14 protein-coding genes and 2 pseudogenes are annotated in these 18,982 nt (G+C 56.8%); 4 read left to right on the top strand and 12 right to left on the bottom strand.

What is annotated here, in order from left to right:
• The first annotated feature begins 54 nt into the window (after window positions 1-54).
• Window positions 55-285: a hypothetical protein gene (locus ACEN8E_RS19350; protein ID WP_495589490.1), complete on the top strand. Its 231-nt coding sequence runs from the start codon at window positions 55-57 to the stop codon at window positions 283-285.
• 178 nt (window positions 286-463) lie between these two features.
• Here ACEN8E_RS19350 and ACEN8E_RS19345 read toward each other — a convergent pair whose 3' ends face one another.
• The 3 genes and pseudogenes from ACEN8E_RS19345 to ACEN8E_RS19335 all read right to left on the bottom strand — a co-directional run.
• Entirely contained in the window at window positions 464-910 is a 447-nt protein-coding gene (locus ACEN8E_RS19345) for a phosphate-starvation-inducible PsiE family protein (RefSeq protein ID WP_495589489.1), read from the bottom strand.
• Window positions 911-1,090: 180 nt separating this feature from the next.
• Window positions 1,091-1,447 carry a hypothetical protein gene (locus ACEN8E_RS19340; protein ID WP_495589488.1) on the bottom strand — a complete coding sequence of 119 codons (357 nt, stop codon included), beginning with the start codon at window positions 1,445-1,447 and terminating at the stop codon, window positions 1,091-1,093.
• Between the two features lie 81 nt (window positions 1,448-1,528).
• Window positions 1,529-1,849: pseudogene (locus ACEN8E_RS19335) on the bottom strand (hypothetical protein); the annotation flags it as partial.
• Between ACEN8E_RS19335 and ACEN8E_RS19330 the strand changes: the two are divergent.
• Window positions 1,847-2,128: pseudogene (locus ACEN8E_RS19330) on the top strand (lysis system i-spanin subunit Rz); the annotation flags it as partial. The pseudogenes ACEN8E_RS19335 and ACEN8E_RS19330 sit on opposite strands and share 3 nt — an antisense overlap.
• Window positions 2,129-2,473: 345 nt before the next feature.
• On the opposite strand, the gene ACEN8E_RS19325 reads toward ACEN8E_RS19330, so the two are convergent.
• The 4 genes from ACEN8E_RS19325 to ACEN8E_RS19310 form a co-directional block, all read right to left on the bottom strand.
• Window positions 2,474-4,510 carry an LTA synthase family protein gene (locus ACEN8E_RS19325; protein WP_495589487.1) on the bottom strand — a complete coding sequence of 679 codons (2,037 nt, stop codon included), beginning with the start codon at window positions 4,508-4,510 and terminating at the stop codon, window positions 2,474-2,476.
• 32 nt (window positions 4,511-4,542) lie between these two features.
• Window positions 4,543-5,154: a hypothetical protein gene (locus ACEN8E_RS19320; protein ID WP_495589486.1), complete on the bottom strand. Its 612-nt coding sequence runs from the start codon at window positions 5,152-5,154 to the stop codon at window positions 4,543-4,545.
• Window positions 5,151-6,449: a sialidase family protein gene (locus tag ACEN8E_RS19315; RefSeq protein WP_495589485.1), complete on the bottom strand. Its 1,299-nt coding sequence runs from the start codon at window positions 6,447-6,449 to the stop codon at window positions 5,151-5,153. Before ACEN8E_RS19315 ends, ACEN8E_RS19320 begins: the two co-directional genes overlap by 4 nt.
• Window positions 6,450-7,787: 1,338 nt before the next feature.
• Window positions 7,788-8,474, bottom strand: coding sequence for a tetratricopeptide repeat protein (locus ACEN8E_RS19310; RefSeq protein ID WP_495589484.1), 687 nt, complete (start codon window positions 8,472-8,474; stop codon window positions 7,788-7,790).
• A gap of 354 nt (window positions 8,475-8,828) precedes the next feature.
• On the opposite strand from ACEN8E_RS19310, the gene ACEN8E_RS19305 reads away from it, so the two are divergent.
• On the top strand, window positions 8,829-9,428 hold the full coding sequence (locus tag ACEN8E_RS19305; protein ID WP_495593411.1) for a hypothetical protein: 600 nt from the start codon (window positions 8,829-8,831) through the stop codon (window positions 9,426-9,428).
• A 465-nt stretch (window positions 9,429-9,893) separates the two neighbouring features.
• Here the strand turns inward: ACEN8E_RS19305 and ACEN8E_RS19300 are convergent, their stop codons facing one another.
• The 4 genes from ACEN8E_RS19300 to araD1 all read right to left on the bottom strand — a co-directional run bounded on the left by ACEN8E_RS19300 (window position 9,894) and on the right by araD1 (window position 15,482).
• Window positions 9,894-11,474: an aldehyde dehydrogenase (NADP(+)) gene (locus ACEN8E_RS19300; protein ID WP_495589483.1), complete on the bottom strand. Its 1,581-nt coding sequence runs from the start codon at window positions 11,472-11,474 to the stop codon at window positions 9,894-9,896.
• A 37-nt stretch (window positions 11,475-11,511) separates the two neighbouring features.
• The gene (locus tag ACEN8E_RS19295; protein WP_495589482.1) at window positions 11,512-13,068 is read right to left on the bottom strand and encodes a UxaA family hydrolase; all 1,557 of its coding nucleotides are present in this window, start codon (window positions 13,066-13,068) and stop codon (window positions 11,512-11,514) included.
• A gap of 28 nt (window positions 13,069-13,096) precedes the next feature.
• Window positions 13,097-14,422, bottom strand: a complete 1,326-nt coding sequence (locus ACEN8E_RS19290; RefSeq protein ID WP_495589481.1) for an MFS transporter — start codon at window positions 14,420-14,422, stop codon at window positions 13,097-13,099.
• Between the two features lie 61 nt (window positions 14,423-14,483).
• Window positions 14,484-15,482, bottom strand: coding sequence for an AraD1 family protein (araD1, locus tag ACEN8E_RS19285; RefSeq protein WP_495589480.1), 999 nt, complete (start codon window positions 15,480-15,482; stop codon window positions 14,484-14,486).
• A gap of 105 nt (window positions 15,483-15,587) precedes the next feature.
• Between araD1 and ACEN8E_RS19280 the strand changes: the two genes are divergently transcribed.
• Window positions 15,588-16,505, top strand: coding sequence for a LysR family transcriptional regulator (locus ACEN8E_RS19280; RefSeq protein WP_495589479.1), 918 nt, complete (start codon window positions 15,588-15,590; stop codon window positions 16,503-16,505).
• Window positions 16,506-16,938: 433 nt separating this feature from the next.
• On the opposite strand, the gene ACEN8E_RS19275 is transcribed toward ACEN8E_RS19280, so the two are convergent.
• On the bottom strand, window positions 16,939-18,897 hold the full coding sequence (locus ACEN8E_RS19275) for a methyl-accepting chemotaxis protein (RefSeq protein ID WP_495589478.1): 1,959 nt from the start codon (window positions 18,895-18,897) through the stop codon (window positions 16,939-16,941).
• Window positions 18,898-18,982: the final 85 nt, after the last annotated feature.

The following is an 18,982-nucleotide window of genomic DNA, read 5'->3' as shown; positions in this document are numbered from 1 at the left end:
CGAAGTGGGCTATTGGTTGATGACCCGGCATGTCGCTGGATCAGGGAGGAAAAAATGGTCAAAAAACCAAGCAATAAGTTGATTGCAGAAGTTTCGGGCTTGACTGAGGGCGAGGTGGGAACCTACCTGTGTCAGCTAGATCAACAGCCGAGCGGCGATTGGTTGGCTTATTTCGGTAATGAGATAGAAAAAGCTTCTGCAGTTTGTCAAAAACTCAATAAGGCAAAGACGGTCACGATCCCCTTACAGCTGGCCAACAATTGGTACGACAGAGGCAATGGCTAACCTCCTGAGCATGGCGTGATTCGTTGAAGTTGGGGGGAGGCGTTGGCGGCCGGCGTCGGAGGGTCAGATGTCGACGCACTCCGCATCGATGAAAGCCATCTGCTTCATCGGGAAATTTGTGCAACGGAATCGATGTATTTCACCAGAAAGGGAAAGCCTTTTCAGGATCTCTCCAGAGTTAATCCCTCGTCGATGGCGTCGTCTTGCATCGAACCAAAAAGTAACCACCCGTTAATGCCAGAACCACTGAGGCGACGCCGATGAGCGTACTTCCCTCCATGTGCTCTACGTCCAAATTAATTACGTGGCGGCCTACGGCGATGACGGCTACGGCCAAAATAGTCTCTAACCGAATGCGATGCGATTTGAAATAAACACGCAGTGTTTCCATAAGCTCAAGCCCGAGAATGATGAGCAGGACGCCTGAAAAGGCGGTCTGTACCGACTTCACAAGCTCAGGGACGGTCTCGATGTTGTTGATGCGCTCGACGATATCGGACCCGAACATAACCCAAAGCTGAATGACCATCGCTAAAATCACCACCATCAGCAGGATCTGAGCGGCCACCAATATACTTTGTTCGAACCAGTAGGTGATTTTGGAAGCTAGGTTTCCAATTTGCATGGTCGATAAGATTCCTAATTAGGGCGTGTCCAGGACAACCGGCCAATTACTCGGGCGCTTAATTGCGTTCTCCCAAGCGATGGATAACACTGGGAGTGTAGTCAATATCGAAAAATCATTTCGAAGAGCGACGGTCTCAAGGAGCAGGCCATCACCTGATTCATTTTGATCAGGAGTTCATCAGATCGGCGTGATGACCTCATCCCCCGGCTCGCGCTTCAACTCGGCCACGCTCTGCTCGTGAAATGCCCGCGATACTTTTGCGATTGGCTCGTAAGGTGTCGTGACACAGCGAAGCATCCGGGCCTGCGTCTCGAAATCGGCATTGATCAGGTTGATCAGCAGACGCTGGTGGATGTCTTGCTGGTTGTTGATGCCATGGACCTTCATGACCTTTTTCAGGTCGGGCTTGAACACACCGGCCACCTCAACCGTGAACTTCTCGATGCCTGGCGCGGCATTCCTGGCCGATTCCTTCTCGCGCTTCTTGCGCTGCTTGATGGCTTCCGCCGTCAGCTCCTGCTGTTCCTCGGCCATGGCCTTCTTCTTCAATTCCGTGGGCCGGTAGATCCAGCCATGTCTGTCGTCGGCGCTGGCGCACCTGGTTACTGATGCTTCTCATGCTGCCCTCTGCTGACTCCAGACACCCACGGCGTCGAACACCCGTGCGGCCTGCTCTTCAGTCAGCGATATCTCGGCGGGGATGGCGATCCAGCCCGAAGCGACTCGATGATTCGGATTGCTCTCGGCGATCAAGTCTTTGTAGGTTTCCTCGATCACGTCTTCGAGGTGCGCGGCCAGATAGTTGCCTTGGGGAGCAACCTCTACTGATTTAGTGTAGCGGTGCCCTAATTGATCGCGACACTGGACGCTGAGATAGATCGTCCAGTGGTGAGCAAAGTCGCAGACAGCATCGGCGATGCGCTGGCCGGGCGGTATGAGGCTTTGACCAATGCACAAAAAGATCAGGCTCGCCTGCGCGATCGCCTTGCCACTGCTGATGTGCGGCTGTCAGTCCTCCTGAATGCAAGTTCAGCCGGTGGCTGTGCAGTGCCTTCCGATACCGGCGCCGGCAGCGTGGTTCATGGAGGAACGCGCGCCCGACTTGCCCCAGCGCATGCTCAACGAATTATCGGAATCACCGACGTCGTCGATCGAGGATTGATTGCCCTAGCGGCCTGTCAGGCCTACGCCAAAGAAGCCGCAACACCGAAGTGAAAAGAGCGGCCGGGTCGGATGCATCAGCATCCGCCCCGGCCGCCGTCCCCGCAGATTGTTCCTGATGGCAGGGAGGGAGTAGATCAGAGCTTGGTGTCGCGAGCCTCCATGGTGAATCCAGCATGCTAGCGTGCGCGCTTGGAGGAAGATGGTGTGCGGTCTGCGGGATGTCGAAGAAAAGGGGTTATGCACATTCGGCTTGGGGGAATGAAGTCGCCGCTGGGACCAGTTCCGGAACCAGCGGGTTCATTTCTGTGCGTTACTAGTGATTACTCAAGCCAACTTACCCCAGCAAACACGGATCACAAGCAATCATGAAGATGCATTTCATACCGCATCGTGATGCTACTTGCGCACGTTTTGGTACAGCATCAACCGTGAGGTTTCATGCATGGCGCGGGTCAACGCTGACAGCCGCTTGAACTCTTCAGGGTGTTGCTCGGCGACGTTGTCCAGCGGTGTCGGCGAGGCGAGGTCATGGAGAGTTGGTGAGCTGCCGTCGTGTTCCATCTGTACCAAGTAGTGCTGAGTCACGCCGGCAATCAGCGGGAACGTGCCTTCACGCAACACCAATGGCACCACGCGTTCGCCTTCGGGCGCAGGCTGCTGAATATCACGGCCCATGCCACTGTTGCGAAACCCAAGGCCGGCCATACCCGCCACGGTTGGTAGCAAGTCCACCAGGCCGACGGCTTCCTCGACCTTGCGCGTCCCGATCATGCCTGGCGCGTGGATGATCATCGGCACCGCGTTGCTTTCCAGACCCAGTTGCTCGTAAGCCGGTGCCAAGAAGGGGATCTGGGCGATACGGGTGTTGTGGTCACCGAACAGCACGAAAATGGTGTTTTCGTACCAGCCGCCGGCCTTGGCAATTTCTATCAAGCGTCCGATGTTGAAGTCGAGCAAACGCACGGCGTTGTATTGTTCGACACTGCGCGAGCCTGCGGCCTGGACTTCCTCCAGGGTAGGGTGCTTAACCTCGAATCCGTCGTTGCTCTTTGGAATCGTAAAGGGGCGATGGTTGCCAGCCGTTTGTATATAGGCGAAGAACGGTTTGTCCTTGGGCAGCGCTTGCAGGATCTGGTCGGTCTCCTTGAACAGGTCCAGATCCGAGATCCCCCAGACATCCACTACTGGGGATTTCCAGTCCCGCTCTTCGTACAGGCGAACTCCGTCGATACTTTGCTTGATCAACGCATTCATGTTGGCCCAACCGGAGTTTCCGCCAATGGTGTAGATTTTCTCGTAGCCGGTGAAGGCATTTATCAGCGTGTTTTGATTGGTGATCAGTGGATTACGCGTCGCGGTATCCTGTCGAGTAACGTCTGGCACCCCGCTAATGCTGGCCCACACTGTTTTTGCGGTCCCCGTCACAGGCACGTAGAAGTGCTTGAAGAACCAGCTTTGCGTGGCTAGGCGATCGATATTTGGCGTCGGATTAATCGGGTTGCCATAGGCCCCGACGGCGCTGGTACCCAACGACTCAAGCATGACGAACACTACGTTCGGTGGCCGCGATCCCGATACTTTGTAGGGCTGTGGCGCCTGGTGGCGGACGAGGTTCAGGGTCTGTGGGTCGGGTTGGTCGACGCCCAGATAGTTGGCCATGACCGCGTAAAGTTCGCGCACTTTCGCTTCGTCATAACGCGACTGGCCGACCTTGATGGTGTCGTAGAGGAAAATCACCGGGTTCAGGCCCAATGCGGCGATCTGGTTATTGCCCGAGAAGAACGCATCGCTCCAGCGCAACGGCACCGGGTTTTCAAGATTCAAGTGTTCGACTCGACCCAAAATACCCAGCAGCACCAGCACGACCATCAACGCACTGCCCCATGTTACGGAGAGCGGGTGAATGACTTTGCCGGGGCGGTCTAGCGTGACGCGCTCCAAACGCACCAGGGCCAATGTCACGAGCGCGATGGTTGCCAGCCAACCCAATGAAATCCAGACAACCGGGTAGGTTTGCCAGACCATATCACGGGATATTTGCGCATCCTCGATGAAGCGCAATACCGTGGCGTTGATCCTCACGCCGAGGTACGCGTAATGGCCAAAATCGATGATGTAGATCAGCAGCAGAGCGCCGAGGGCGACGACCAGATACACCCGGGCAATGCAACGAAGGAGGCGGCTGCCGATCAGGTTCCAGCGAGGGAACCAGGCCAACAACGCCAATGGCAGCATGACCAGAATGGCCAGGCGAAAGTCGAAACGAAAGCCGATGCCCAAGGTTTCCAGGATGGCATTTTCGTCGCTCAGGGCTTTGGCTTCGAAACCGGAAAAGCCGAAAAAGAACACCACCCGCAGGAGTGCAAACAGCACAAATGCGATCGCTGTTGCGCCCAGCCAGTATTGCAACCGTCTCGATTTCAGCCAGCCCATCGACGTTTCCCTATTAAGAATTTCGTTAAATTTCAAGCTGGTCTGGTTCGCGTTGGGCCGCGCAGCGTGATGAGTCGGCGATACCCCCATCGCGTCGCAACAATCAGCAGTGCCAGACAGCAATACAGGCCCAGCAGCGGATCAATCAAGTAATCCCAATAATTGTGGGAAGGTTTGATCCCCGCGATAAAGGCCAGGGTCGCACTGGTCAACAACACGACGCCCAGGTAATTGCGCAGGTAAAACAGACTTAATGTCAGCAGTGCGACGACAAATAACAGAGGGCGCGGGCTGAAACCCCGCCGGTAGGGATCCAGATCGCTCAAGCCCAGCGTTGCCGGGTATAGCACCAGGGCCATTACGGCGAAGAGGATCAGCACGCCGGTTTGATCATGCTGCACTGGTGGCAACACATTCAGTCGACGTAAACAGCCCCACCCCATGAACACCAATGAGGTGATCGCAAGGTCATCCATGTGGCTGCGTAAGTAAGCGGCCAGCGAAATCCCGTCCAGGGGTATAAAGCTGGCGGCCAACAATGCAATCAACAGCACAATGCGCCAGACCCTGCTCAGGCCAAAAGACGGCAGGACCAGGAAGATGATCATTGCAAAGCTGACATGGGCTTGCCACAGACTAATCATTTGAGACGCTCTGACAGCCACGCATCGTTAAAGGTAACGTGTTTGATGAAGGTGTTGTTCCAGGTATAAACCAAGTGATACATCCCGTCGGGGCTGCGGATGAAGTACGGGTATTCATACTCAAACTCACACCCTTCGCTTTTGCAGACGCGTTTGTCCAGGTTGCCGAGGAATTGCGCCTCCAGCGGTTGGCGGAGCTTGCCACTGGAATTGCGGAACTCTTTGCCAATGAGTTCCTTGTAGGCGAGAGGCGAATACGGATCGCCTTCGGGATCCGGTGACTTGTCCAGATCGTGCACCGAGCGCCAAACGCCCATTTTTGCATCGGTGGCATAAAGGCTGAGCTTGAAGCGCCCCTCTTGCAGGTCATTGAGCGCTACCAGTAGTTCGTGTTCAGGCGTCGCAACGGCCGCCAACGAGGAATTAGGGTTGGAAGGCGCGAGCGGATGAGGCTCGCTCCAGGTTTGCCCGGCATCCTCGGTGCTGCTCGCCAGGACTCGGTGGTGTGTGTCGCCGGCATAGCGCAACAAGGCGATAGCGCGCTGGCCGTCCAGCGGAACGACTGCGGGTTGCAATGAATTATTACCATGGCTGATTCGGTATTTATCGATCACTTCACCGTCTGCGCTCAAGTACAGGTACTCGGCAAACTTACCCAGAAATTCGTGGTAGACCGGCAAGCCAATGGAACCGTCGACATGGAACACCGGTGCTGAACGGACCAGGGTGCTGATGTTCAGGAAGGGTGAAGTTATCAATTGACGCGGTGCTGACCAATTCACACCAAAGTCGTCTGAAACCATCACATTGACCGCACTACCGGCCCAGCCGCCCATGGAGACAGAGACGAAGAACAGCCACAGGCGGTTGTCCGGCGCTAGTGCTACGACCGGGTTGCCCAGTTTGCGGATGTATTTTCGAGTGCTTTGCTGGGTTGATTCCCGGGTCGCCATGACCTGCTCTTCACCCCATTCGCCGGTGCTCACGTTGAAGCGGGCGGAGCGCACCTGCACATCGGCGGCGCCTTCGCGAGTGCCCGCAAACCAGACCGCCATCAGGCTACCGTCAGGCAAGGCAGTAATCGCCGAGGAATGCACAAAGTCCACTAGCCCGGAGGAAGCGAAACGGCTGGTATAAATGGGCTTGGCTGTTTCATCTGCCTTAGGTAAAACCGGACTTGTCAGGGCAAAGGAAGAATGCTTGGGGGGAGGGTGGGTGAGCCATGCACCCGCAAAGAGGCAAGTAAGGGCCAGGTAAACACCTAGGGCAGGAATGCTGGGGAGCTTTATGCGCATAATTTGGGCGTTGGCATCTCATGGCCAGATAAAGTGCAACAAGCTAACACTCGGTAGTACAAGATCGGACTTTATGAATTTCTATTCTGTAAGCAGTTGTTTTAAAGGTGCTGCCCTGGCGGCGAACAAGGACTGATTGAGTCGCTGACACTACCGGGTTAGATGGCTTGCGCATTTATCCAAGATACTCGTCAGCCATCTCTACCGCTGGTCGCAAAGCTGGGCTTGAACAAGGGGAATCAGAAAAAAGCAGAATGAACGCTTAGCTCGGTTGGTACTGATAATCGTTTCTCTAACCTCTATGCAGTTGAGCGCAATGGTATCTGTAAGATTGGCAACGTGATCGTGTCACTCTAGGTGGTGGGCCGGGCGTAGCAAATTTGTGGTGCAGACGATGGTGGCGCTGGCGTTTGGGGGCCGCCGGGCACGGCAGGCGTCGATGTCGCGCTGTTCCGACAGTAAATGGATTGTCTCAGTTCGCCGACATCGTAGTGAAAATTTTGACGCCTAGGCATTACCGTCTTCGAGGAGTTGGATTCCGAAGACCTGTCGTCGGCGTGGCTAGTGAGGCGAACGCTTCTCCTGCTCTTGGTTTCGGTCGAAAACGCCCCCCACTCTTTGTCCCTGACCGCTTCCATTTGATGAAGGCAGCCGCAGCCCACTAATTGGGGACTCAGTACTATGTGTAAGGACAGTTGCCCCCCACTTATGGGGAGTTCTCCCTGAGGTTACCGGGCCGAAGTAGCGGTTTTTGTCGCCTTTGACATGAGGTCTACAGCTGCCCTACCCACTGGCTTGGTTATTGCTCCGATGCGCGTATTCAACAATCGCTGAATGATCGATTGGAGGTTAGAACCTTGTGGAAACATCCTCTACTTCTAGGCATAACTTGTGGGGTTGCGATCCTTTTTTTCGGTATGGCTGTGAGCATTATCCTTATGCAGTGTCAGCTGAGATAACTATTCGAGCCAAAGCAATATCGTCGACGGCGTAACCGGTTGCGAGCTGAAAGGCATCTCAAACGTCCGTTTTTGGCCGATTTCTGCCTGTCACGACCGACCGAAATCGACCCTTATCTGCTGATTGGAAAAGGCAGAAACCGGCCATTTTCTGGTCAGTTGTGACAGGTACAACCTTGCCCACGTGCCTCTCTGCGGAGCCTCCTTCCCAATGCCAAATCTATCGCATTTCATGTCGCAGATTATTGCGCACCTACGACACCGTCGCGCGACATCGCAATGCCTTTACCGCCAAGTCGGAGTAAGTCGTCGTATGAGTTAGGAGTTACGCAACGATATATCAGAAATTCCAAACTAATTTTTGGGGCGTCCGCTTTACTCAGTGCCTTGGCTGGTATTTTTCAAAATACTGACCCGCTAGCTTTTGCATTGCTTCAAGTTGGGATTTGGATAGTTGTTTAGCCTCCAAATCTCGATAGTTACTGGCGGTGGAAAATCCGTTTGCAGTAGCAACCGAAAACCAGACGTACGCCAGGCTATGATCTTGGGGGACGCCTGAGCCCTTGGCGTAGCTGAGGCCGAGAAAATACTGGGCATCGGTATAGCCCTGCTCAGCGGCCTTACGGTACCAAGCCACTGCCTGTTGATCGTCCTTTGCCACGCCTATGCCGTCGGCGTAGCTATGGCCCAGGGTGTCCTGGGCAATGGCCAGGCCCTGTTCAGCGGCCTTACGGTACCAAGCCACTGCCTGCTTGGTATCCTGCGCCACGCCCTTGCCCAGACGGTAGCTGATGCCGAGCATAAACTGGGCATCGGTATATCCCTGCTCAGCGGCCTTACGGTACCAGTCCACCGACTGCTTAGTATCCCGTGCTACCCCCCAGCCGTCGGCGTAGCTGTTGCCAAGGTTGTACTGGGCAGCGGCATCGCCCTGTTCAGCTCTTTGCTTAATTGCAGTGAGTTCCTCGGCGGAATGCACAGTGCTGGCCGACTGAAGCAAGCACAGTGCCAGGAAGAACGAGCGTGCACAGTGCCTGTAAGGGGAGGGGGCGTCCGACTGGTTCACGTCTAAGCTCTCACTGAATAACAAAAAAGCCAGTTAATGGATCGTCGCGGAGTGCACTCGAGTGAGCGCACTGTGCGCTGAATCGCGTCCACGTATAGGAACCAGAAATTTATCATAAGCGCCGATATGCGCAGTCTCGTTTGCTGACCTTAGCTCGGTTTACCAGTCGATTTCGCCCCTTGACCACAGGCAGAAAACGACCCATTGCAGACGTTCGCTAACGACTGCAAATTGCCGATTTCGGCCTATCACGACGAGCCACAATCGATCCAAATCAGGTAGTCGGGGCGTAGTGACAGCGGCCCAACCGTTGATGGTGATCGTGCCCAAGGATCACCGGTTGAAATTGAAGCTATGCTGGAAAAAAACATCGGATTTGTACATGCCGGACAGCCAGTTACGGTGAAAGTCGAAACATTCTTACTTTTGGTGGCGGAGAAAAGAATGGGTACTAATGCATCAAATCGTTCTAGGGAAGCCTCTAGAAATTTTGCAATAATTAGTTTTGTTGGTTATTTGGGGATTGTGGCTGTTATGTTGTGGTATCAGTCCTCGGCACAGATTCCTAATAAGTTGAATGAGTCGTCAGGTGTGCTTGCGGAGGAAAGGGTTGGACGTAAGCTTATGACGAAAATCACCGATGGTGAGGATGTGTATTGGTTTACCTGTGCTTCGACTTACGGTGGGTTTTCTACATGTATCACGAAGCAAAAAAGCAATGACTTGTTGGGCAAGTATGCAAGTGTTTTCTGGTATGACCAAAAAATACTTCCTGCAATAGAGCAGCGGAAATTGGTCGTTTTGGTAGTGGAAGGGAAAGAAATTATCAGTAGGGCGATGTCCGAGGAACGGCTGGCTAGAGGTAAGATTCTTAGTTTTTGGGTGCTCGGTATCGTCGGTCTTTTTGCGTTTTGCGTTTCTGCTTTCTTTTTAAAGAGGGCAAGGAGGAGTTAAAGTGGATAAGAATACAGTAGAGGCTCTTTCCAGTGTCTTGTCTTACCTAAGTACCCCAGAGGGTTCGGCGCCAGTTATTAACGAGGATTGATTTTGGCATAGGATATCTAACTATTAAGCTAAGGGGCGGCAGCACGCTGATCAGTTCCGACAACCATCCAAGCATAGCTGCTCATTTGCTGATAGCTCCGCTCACCGTCTGCTTTTGGCCGTTTTCTGCCCGTCGCGAGCGGCAGAAAGCGACCCATTGCGGACGGTCGCGGTAAGTGAAGCGAAGGCCCCAAAAATAAAGCCAGACCATCAATGATAGTCTGGCTTTGTTGTTGACCTCGTGAGCTATAGGTTCGGAATGCCCCCGAAACTACTTTGCAAATGGTTTAACGCATCGTTCTTTAACGCCAGTGCGTCTTATGTCGCTTGGCTTTGCGGGTATTCCATCATACACACACAAACCAAGGCACGAACCTATAGCGGCTCGGAAGTCGCAATTCCATTCACAAGACGTTGAATCCCCAGCGGATTGGTATTCTTCAGCGCCTCTGGCAGCAACGAATCCGGATAATTCTGATAGCACACCGGCCGCAGAAACCGATCGATCGCCAGTGTGCCGACTGAGGTACCACGCGCATCAGAGGTTGCAGGATAAGGGCCGCCGTGGACCATGGCATCACAGACTTCGACACCAGTCGGATAGCCGTTGAGTAGCAGTCGTCCGGCCTTTTGCTCCAGTAACGGCACCAGTGAGGCAAAGTGTTCCAAGTCAGCAGGTTCAGCAATCAGGGTCGCAGTCAGTTGCCCATTCAGGCTGGCCAGGGCCTGCTGAAGCTCGGCCTGGTCGCGCACCTGGACCACCACTGTAGTCGGTCCGAAAATTTCTTCCTGTAGCACATGGCTACCTTCAAGCAGCAATGACACGTCGGCCTGGAACAGCTGTGCGCTGGCTTGGCTGTCAGTTTGCGCCCGTCCGGCCAGGTGTCTAATACCCTTGGTATTGCCCAGAGCAGCCAAGCCTCGACAATAGCTGTGCAAACCGCCGGCATTGAGCAGGGTTTGAGCTGGCTGTGCGTCGATAAATTGTCCCAACTTGTCCAGGAATGCCGAAAACTCTGGCGAAGCAATTCCCAGCACCATACCGGGGTTGGTGCAGAACTGGCCGGCGCCCAACACCACTGAGGCACCCAGCTCGACGGCGATTTGATTGCCGCGCTCGGCCAGCGCCTGCGGTAGCACTATGATCGGGTTGATGCTCGACATCTCGGCAAACACCGGGATAGGCTGTGGGCGGGCAGCGGCCATGTCGCACAGCGCTCGTCCACCGGCGAGTGAACCGGTAAATCCCACCGCACTAATGGCCGGGTGCTTGACCAGGCGGGCACCGACACTTGCGCCATAGATCATGTTGAACACACCGGCAGGCATTCCGGTGGCCTCGGCAGCGCGAATGATGGCCTGAGCGACCACTTCAGCGGTGGCCATATGGCCGCTGTGGGCCTTGAGCACAACCGGGCAGCCGGCCGCAAGTGCCGCAGCGGTATCGCCACCGGCCGTGGAAAACGCCAACGGGAAGTTACTGGCACCAAACACGGCCACTGGGCCTACACCGATGCGCGTTTGTCGCACGTCCGGTCGCGGCAGCGGTTGGCGCGCGGGCAAGGCGAGGTCAATACGAGCACCATGAAAATCGCCACGCCGCAGCACTTGGGCAAACAAGCGCATCTGCCCGCTGGTGCGACCACGCTCACCCTGTATGCGGGCAGCCGGCAATGCCGTTTCGCGGCAGACGATAGCTACGAAACCATCATCCAGCGCGTCGATCTGGTCGGCGATGGCCTCCAGGAATTCAGCGCGGCGCAGCGCCGAAATGTTGCGATAGTCCGGGTAGGCATCTGTTGCAGCCTGAGCGGCAGCATCGGCCTCAGCATCGGTGGCTTGATAGAAAGTGTACGGCAGCGCTTCGCTGGTCTGCGCGTCCAGGCTCTGCAAGGTGGCGTCACCTGCGGCGCTACGCTCGCCTGCGATAAATTGGTGGCCAAGAATGTCCGTCATTTACGGCTCCTGTCGAGAAAATAGAGGGAGATCGGTGTCAGGTGATGGCCCCGATTTGCCATGGCACGAATTCGTTCTGCCCATAACCGTGGTCTTCGCTTTTGCTGCGTTCACCGGAGGCAATGCGCAGCATCATCTGGTAGATATGCTCGCCACGCTCTTCGATGGTCATCGAGCCATCGGCAATGCCGCCACAGTTGACGTCCATATCATCCTCCTGGGTCTCCCACAGGCGGGTGTTGGTGGCCAGCTTGATAGAAGGCGAAGGCGCACAGCCGTAAGCCGAACCTCTCCCGGTGGTGAAGGCGATCAGGTTGGCGCCGCCGGCCACCTGGCCGGTGGCCGAGATCGGGTCATAGCCTGGGGTATCCATGAAAACCAGGCCGTGGGCACGCACCGCTTCGGCGTACTCATATACGTCGACCAGGTCACTGGAACCGGCCTTGGCCACGGCACCTAGGGATTTTTCCAGGATAGTGGTCAGACCACCGGCCTTGTTGCCCGCCGACGGGTTGTTGTTCAGCTCGGCGTTCATGCGCTCGCAGTAGGCCTCCCACCAGTTGATGCGGGCGATCAGTTTTTCACCCACTTCGCGGCTGATGGCGCGACGCGTCAGCAAGTGTTCGGCGCCGTATATTTCCGGAGTTTCGGAGAGGATTGCTGTACCACCAGCGGCCACCAAGCGGTCCACGGCGTTGCCTAATGCCGGGTTGGCAGTGATGCCAGAATAGCCATCCGAGCCGCCGCATTGCAGGCCGACAGTGATGTGGCGCGCGCTGACCGGCTCTCGCTGCACCTGGTTGGCCTCATTCAGCAGGGCTTTCACCTGCGCGATGCCATTGGCAATGGTCTTGGTGGTACCACCGATGTCCTGAATGGTGAAGGTGCGCAGCTTTTCCCCTGCCGACAGCCCCTGCCCCGCCAGCAGTTCGGGAATCTGATTGGTTTCGCAGCCCAGTCCGATCATCAGTACCGCGGCGAAGTTGGGATGGACCGCATAGCCGCCCAAGGTCCGTCGCAGCATGGCTAGCGCTTCGCCACTCGGGTCGACCGCGCAGCCGACGCCGTGAGTGAGGGCGACCACACCATCGACGTTGGGAAAATCGGCCAGTACCTGCGGGTGGATATCGCGGCGAAAATAGTCCGCGATGGCCCTGGCCACAGTTGCCGAGCAATTGACCGAAGTGAGGATGCCTATGTAGTTGCGGGTCGCCACCCGACCATCCGCGCGTACGATGCCCATAAAAGTGTCACCGTTGGGCTCGCTACGACCTTTGACTCCGACACCGAACGCGTAGTCACGGGCAAAGTCACCCATGGCCAAGTTGTGAACGTGCACATGCTCGCCGGCACCAATGGCCTTGCTGGCAAAGCCGATGATCTGGCCATAGCGACGCAGCGGCTCACCCTCGGCGATGTCCCGGGCAGCCACTTTGTGCCCGGCCGGTACCGGTTGCCGCACCCGGATGCCTTCCTTGGCCAGGATCAGACCTTCGGGAAGAGGCTGGCGGGCGATCAGCACATCATCCAGCGGGTTGAGTCGGATCACTGCATTGGCGGCGCTCTGGTCGCCTGTTGTAGTAATGATTTGCATCTTGAATGTCCTGGTTGAATGGCGAGGCTCAGGCCAGGCCGCGTTCGCGATAGTCGATCATGGCGGAGAACAGCATCAGGCCGAAGGCCATGACCACAAAGAAGATCAACGCCAAGAAATAGGAACCGGTGAACTGCACGATCAGGCCGATCAGGATCGGCACGATGACGCCCACCATGTTGCCGCAGAAGTTCATGCTGCCACCCAGGATGCCTGCCTTGGACTGACCGCCGAGGATCGCAGGCAAGCACCAGTACATGCCGCACCAGCGGATAAAGAACAGGGCCACGCACAGCAACGAAATCACCACTATCGCATCAGGGCTGTAGGCCACGGCCAGGATGCAGATCGCGGCAATGGCGGCGGAGCCTGCAAACATACTGCGCATCACGGTGTTGGGTTGGCCGCCTGAAGCTTTCCATTTATCGGCAAGCCAACCGCCGAACAATTCACCGACAAAACCGCACATGAAGATCAGGAAAGTTGCGCCGCCCATGGCCTTAATATCCAGGTTGTGGGCCTTGTGAAGGTAGCTCGGCATCCAGGTCAACAGGCCGTAGAACACGCTGTTGTAGCAGGCGTAGCCTGCAAACATGGCCAGCACCGAGCGACTTTTCAGCAGCTCCTTGAGTACCGCCTTTTTCCCACCAGTAGCCTTGCGTGCCGCTTCGTTGGCATCGGCAATGTAGGCAAGTTCGGCAGCATTGACCTTCGGGTGCTCGCTGGGATGGTTGCGGATATACCACCAGGCCCAGATGCCCACCACCATGGTGCCAACACCGGCAATGATGAACGCCATGCGCCAGGAGTCGAACCAGGTGATCAGGCCCGTAATGATAATCGCGCCCAAGGCAGTGCCCAACGGCGCGCCGCCGTCTACCAAGGTGGCTCCGCGGCCACGCTCGTTGGGGGTCAGCCAGGCGCCGTTGAGCTTGGCACCAGCGGGCATGATCGGCGACTCGGCCACACCCAGACCGATGCGGGTGATGAGCAGGGTGATCCAGTTGTGCGCGCCACCGGCCAGCGCCTGGAACAAGCCCCAGCCGATCGTGGCGATGCCGACGATGTTGCGGGTCTGGAAACGGTCAAGGAGCATACCGCCAGGGATCTGCATCAACGCGTAAGACCAGAAGAATGCACTGAGCATCAGGCCTTCGAGCGCCGGGGTCATGTTGAAGTCGGCGGAAATTAGCGGCAAGGCCACCGACAGTGACGCCCGGTCGATGTAGTTGATGGCGGCCAACAACAGCAGAATCAGAAAGATCCGCCAGCGAACGGTGGTCGGCCGGGCAGTGCCGGCAGCCATTTCGGCGGCCACGGGGGCGGCCTGTGCGTTGCCATTGCTCATGTTCATCTCTCTTATGGTTGTTATGAAATGCATCCGTTCATGCGGGCCCGTCAAGTGCACGCGGAGGTCAAAGCGCCTTGACCTTGCCGATGGTGAACGCCGCTTCTGCGACGTCAATGGCATTGCTCAGCGGTGCGCCAAACTCGGGCATGCTGATCTCGAAGCGGTCTCCGGGCTTGGTCTTGATGTTGTCGGCCACCGACAGAGTGGCCGTACCAAAGAAGTGCACGTGTACATCGCCGGCCCGCAGGAACTGGCGATACTTGAAGTGGTGGTACTCCAGGTTGTCCAGGCTGTGACACATGTTGTCCTCGCCACTGAGGAATTCCTTTTCCCAGAGCACCTGGCCGTCGCGCCAGATCCGGCTGGTTCCTACCAGATGGCGAGGCAGATCGCCCACTCGCAGTTCTGGGCCATAGGAGCAGTTACGCAATTTGGAGTGCGCCAGGTACAGGTAGTTGCGACGCTCCATCACATGGTCGGAAAACTCGTTGCCCAAGGCAAAGCCCAGGCGATAGGGCGCGCCGTCTTCACCGATCACATAAAGGCCGGTCAGCTCGGGCTCTTCGCCGGCGTCTTCGGCAAACTCGGGGGACAGGAACGGCTGGTTGGGACGAACCACGATAGAGCCATCGCCCTTGTAAAACCATTCCGGCTGCGCACCTACGGCCCCCGCTTCAGGGCGGCCTCCATCGATACCCCACTGAAACATGCGCGCGGTGTCGGTGAGGGCGGCACTGTCGTCGATCTTCAGTTGGTGCATCTTGTCGCGAGTCGAGGCGCTGCCCAAATGAGTTAGGCCCGTGCCGCTGATCAGGCAGTGGGCCGGGTCCTCATGATCCAGCGGCGGCAGGAGACGGGCAGCTTCCAGCAGCTGGGTATAACTTTCGGTAGCAGGGCTGTAGCCACGCTTCTCGACTTCGCTTACCAGGTTGCGGCCATTGGCAATGGCGGCCAGGGCCAAGGTACGAGTGCTGGTTACCTGGTTGACAATCAAAACCTTGTCGCCCTCGACAACACCGACGCGGCGCTGGCCTTGGAAATCTTCGAACTGGATCAAACGCATGAAGGCTGGCCTCGGATTGTTGTTATTGATGGCCTCACTTTAATTTCCACGCCCAATACTGCCTAATGAGAGTTATGAACTGAGTGATAACTTTCAGGTATACCCATGCTGCCATCCTTTACCACCATCGTTTCGCGCCTGCGCCTGAAGCAGTTGCGCCTGTTGATTGCCCTGGATGAACACGGGTCGGTGCGCAAGGCGTCCGATGCCATGGCGCTGTCGCAACCGGGCGCGACCAAGGCGCTACATGAAATTGAATCGATTTTTGGATCGAGTCTGTTCGAACGGACTAGCAAGGGCCTGGAAGCGAATGACCTGGGCCGTTGTGTGATTCGTTATGCACGACTGATCCATACTGACCTTGAGCACTTGCGTGAGGAAATGGTCGGTATTCTCCAGGGCCATGGCGGGCGCCTGGCGGTGGGCACGATCATGGGCGCGGTGCCGGTGCTAGTGAACAGCTTGGCGCGGCTGCGGGAGAAACAACCGGAGCTATCGGTGGCAATTGTCGAGGACACCAGCGCACGACTTTTGAGCTTGCTGGATCAGGGCCGGCTGGACGTTGCCATTTGCCGGACCAGTGTCAGCCAGCGCCCGACTGCTTACCAAACCCGATCCCGCGCCCAGGAACCGCTGGTGGTGGTGGCCAATCCGTCCCACGCATTTGCCGGGCAAGCGGCGCTGCAGTTGGCTGACCTGATGGCCAGCCGTTGGGTGGTGTTCCCGGTCAACATGCCCATGCGCCTGACCCTGGAGCGTGAGTTTCGGCAGGCAGGTTTGAGTTTCCCTCTATATGCGATTGAAACGTCATCGACCTTTACGACTCTATCGCTGCTTTTGCAGGACCAAAACTTGGTCGCGGTTATGCCGGCCGATGTTGCTCAGATGACGCTGGATCACGGCATGTTGGTGAAACTCGACTTGACGATTAACTCGGTGAGTGAACCCTATGAAATCGTCACTCGTGCGGATGTGGAATTAACGGCGCCGATGGCTCTATTGATTGATGAGTTGACGGCCTGACGGTGAAATCTGCCTGACCACAGAATTATCCTTAGAACAATGCCAAGCCCCAGTGCCGATGGCAACTACTGGCCGAGCGTTTGAAAAAAATCTAGATTCCGTTTCGCTCTTCGAGGCTGAGAGGCAGGCGACACATCTGTAGTGGGAGAGACCGCTTATGGCCGTTAACTGCCTGTTAAGAGCTGCCATAAGCGCCCCAATCATAGCTTGAAGGTCGCCTGTTGCTCACGTCCCCAGTGCCTGATCGGCGCTTTTTCGCCCTACCTGCCACCTCCGCCACAATCGGCGTGGATCTAAAGTCAGGGGTGCACCTTCAGGGGACTTCCAGTCATGTACAGCTCGCTTGCCATACCGAGCACCGCTCGCCAATTGCATGACCGGACCTATGCTGGCTAGATCATTCGCTTCACTGACCTGCAGGGGGCTCCGGCGGCTAAAGGCGAAAGCGCAGCACCAAGGCTTGCTGGTTGTTGGCCACTTGCTGCAGGCGCTCGCCGCTGCTGCGGGTATGAGCAGCATTCTGCCGGTTGTCGCGGGTCATGTCGTGCAGGCGGTGCATGTGCTGATTCACTTCCTGTGTGGTTCCGGCCTGTTCGTCCGCGGCGACTGCTATTTGCACGGCGAGGGTATGCACGCTTTGCAGCGAGTTGTCCAACTGGTTGAGCGAGGTCAGCACAATCTGGGTTTCACGTTCCAGCGTATGTGCCTGTTCGGCCGAGGCCTGCATTGCTTGCAGGGCTTCGGTGGAAGAGCCTTGCAAGGTGTTGGTGATAGCGACGATTTCTTCGGTGGCGCTGCGGGTGCGTTGGGCAAGGTTGCGCACCTCGTCGGCGACTACAGCAAAGCCACGGCCTGTTTCACCGGCGCGCGCAGCTTCGATAGCGGCGTTGAGTGCCAGCAGATTGGTTTGTTCGGCAATGCCGCGGATCACTGCGAGCACGGTACCGATTTGCAGGGCGTCACTGGTCAGGGTGTCGACCACTTTGCCGGCCCGGCCGATGTCGTTCAGCAAGCGTCCCTGCTGGCCGATCATTTGTTGTAGCGTGCCTTGCATCTCGCCAAAGGCTCCACGAGCAGCCGTGCTGCCGTGCGCACTGTCGGTGGCGTTGCGGGCGATCTCCTGGACGGTGCAGGACATTTGCTCGACGGCGCTGACGACCATTTCCAGCGACTCTTGCTGCAGGTCGAGGCGTTCGCTGGTTTGCCCGGCGGCGCTTAGAATATCGCTGCTGACCTGACCGACGTCCTGGCTCGATTGGCGCAAACGCTCAATCACATCGCGCCAGGCCACGGCCATTTCATTCAGGGCCAACATCAGGCCGGCCTGTTGTCGTTGTTCGGTCGGCAGTTTCAGTTCGCCTGCGGCCAGGCGACGGGCCAGTCCGGTCATATTGCTCGGTTCGCCGCCCAGCGGGCGCATCACACTGCGGCTGACCAGCCAGGTGGCGATGGCGACGGCGGCAACGGTCAGCAGGCCGAGCAGCAAGATTTGCCACATCAGCTGACGTACCGGGGCAAATGCCTGGGTCTGATCCATTTCGGCAATCAGGGCCCAGTGGTTGTCATCGAAAGTGACGGGAACAAACACCTTCAACGCACCATTGCCGTCCAGCCCCGGTTCGGCAATGCGTCCCTGTTGTCCCGCCAGGGCATTGCTGACGGCACGGCCAGTGAGGCCGACTTGTGCATTGAGGCTGCGGTTGACCTGGTGTTCAGGGAAGCGTGCCGAGTCCGAGCGCAGGCCGGCATCGCTGCCGACCAGGTAGGTTTCGCCTTTTTCTCCCAGGCCCTGACGGGTTTGCATCACGTTATTGAGCGGCGCGATGGGTAACTCCATCACCAGGGTCATCAGCTGCGTGCCGTTCGACATGACGGGAGTGGCCAGGTACTGGGACGGCTCCTTGCTCTCGGGGTTGTACTGCAAGTCGCTGATCACGGGTTTGCCGCTGTCGCGGCTTTGCTTGACCAGGCGCGCAAGTGAAGTGTCGCGCAGACTGTCTTCGCTGAGCTTGTGCTGGTAGTCACTGCCACGCTGCAGACTGAGCATGACGGTGCCATCGGGCATGATCAGTTTCAGATCGCGGTAACCATAGGTGCTGATGAAGTTTTCAAACACCGGGCGGTCGTAGTTGGCGTTGCTGATCAGCGCAGTGCTGTCCAGCCCCTGGTAGCTGTTACTCATGTTACTGGCCAGGGTGCTGATCTGGTTGCGCCGTTCCTGCCATTTGTCCAGCAATTGCTTTTGTTTGATGTGGGCAACCGCCTCGAGGGCGTTCAGCGTCTGCTCGCGCAAGGCAGTGCTGGCTTGTTGATAGACCGTAAAGGCCATGCCCAGAACCGGAATCAAGCCGATCAACAGATAGCTTAGGGCTAACTTCAAGCGTAAAGGCATGTTTAACGGCTCCGCGGGTAGAAGAGTGACAGATCAGGGTGTTTGTTAATTATTCTGCAAGAACTGTGCAAAATTATTTAACACA

Source organism: Pseudomonas sp. Pseusp9, assembly GCF_059491265.1.
Note: the sequence above shows the minus strand (reverse complement) of the source record. Positions and strands in the feature narration are given on the sequence as shown.

What these genes read in the sequence shown, in the direction of transcription:
- ACEN8E_RS19275 (WP_495589478.1), bottom strand. Translation starts at nt 18,897, where the DNA reads ATGCCTTTACGCTTGAAGTTAGCCCTAAGCTATCTGTTGATCGGCTTG.
- ACEN8E_RS19295 (WP_495589482.1), bottom strand. Translation starts at nt 13,068, where the DNA reads ATGCAAATCATTACTACAACAGGCGACCAGAGCGCCGCCAATGCAGTG.
- ACEN8E_RS19290 (WP_495589481.1), bottom strand. Translation starts at nt 14,422, where the DNA reads ATGAACATGAGCAATGGCAACGCACAGGCCGCCCCCGTGGCCGCCGAA.
- ACEN8E_RS19280 (WP_495589479.1), top strand. Translation starts at nt 15,588, where the DNA reads ATGCTGCCATCCTTTACCACCATCGTTTCGCGCCTGCGCCTGAAGCAG.
- ACEN8E_RS19325 (WP_495589487.1), bottom strand. Translation starts at nt 4,510, where the DNA reads ATGGGCTGGCTGAAATCGAGACGGTTGCAATACTGGCTGGGCGCAACA.
- ACEN8E_RS19315 (WP_495589485.1), bottom strand. Translation starts at nt 6,449, where the DNA reads ATGCGCATAAAGCTCCCCAGCATTCCTGCCCTAGGTGTTTACCTGGCC.
- ACEN8E_RS19305 (WP_495593411.1), top strand. Translation starts at nt 8,829, where the DNA reads ATGCTGGAAAAAAACATCGGATTTGTACATGCCGGACAGCCAGTTACG.
- ACEN8E_RS19320 (WP_495589486.1), bottom strand. Translation starts at nt 5,154, where the DNA reads ATGATTAGTCTGTGGCAAGCCCATGTCAGCTTTGCAATGATCATCTTC.
- ACEN8E_RS19345 (WP_495589489.1), bottom strand. Translation starts at nt 910, where the DNA reads ATGCAAATTGGAAACCTAGCTTCCAAAATCACCTACTGGTTCGAACAA.
- araD1 (WP_495589480.1), bottom strand. Translation starts at nt 15,482, where the DNA reads ATGCGTTTGATCCAGTTCGAAGATTTCCAAGGCCAGCGCCGCGTCGGT.
- ACEN8E_RS19340 (WP_495589488.1), bottom strand. Translation starts at nt 1,447, where the DNA reads ATGGCCGAGGAACAGCAGGAGCTGACGGCGGAAGCCATCAAGCAGCGC.
- ACEN8E_RS19300 (WP_495589483.1), bottom strand. Translation starts at nt 11,474, where the DNA reads ATGACGGACATTCTTGGCCACCAATTTATCGCAGGCGAGCGTAGCGCC.
- ACEN8E_RS19350 (WP_495589490.1), top strand. Translation starts at nt 55, where the DNA reads ATGGTCAAAAAACCAAGCAATAAGTTGATTGCAGAAGTTTCGGGCTTG.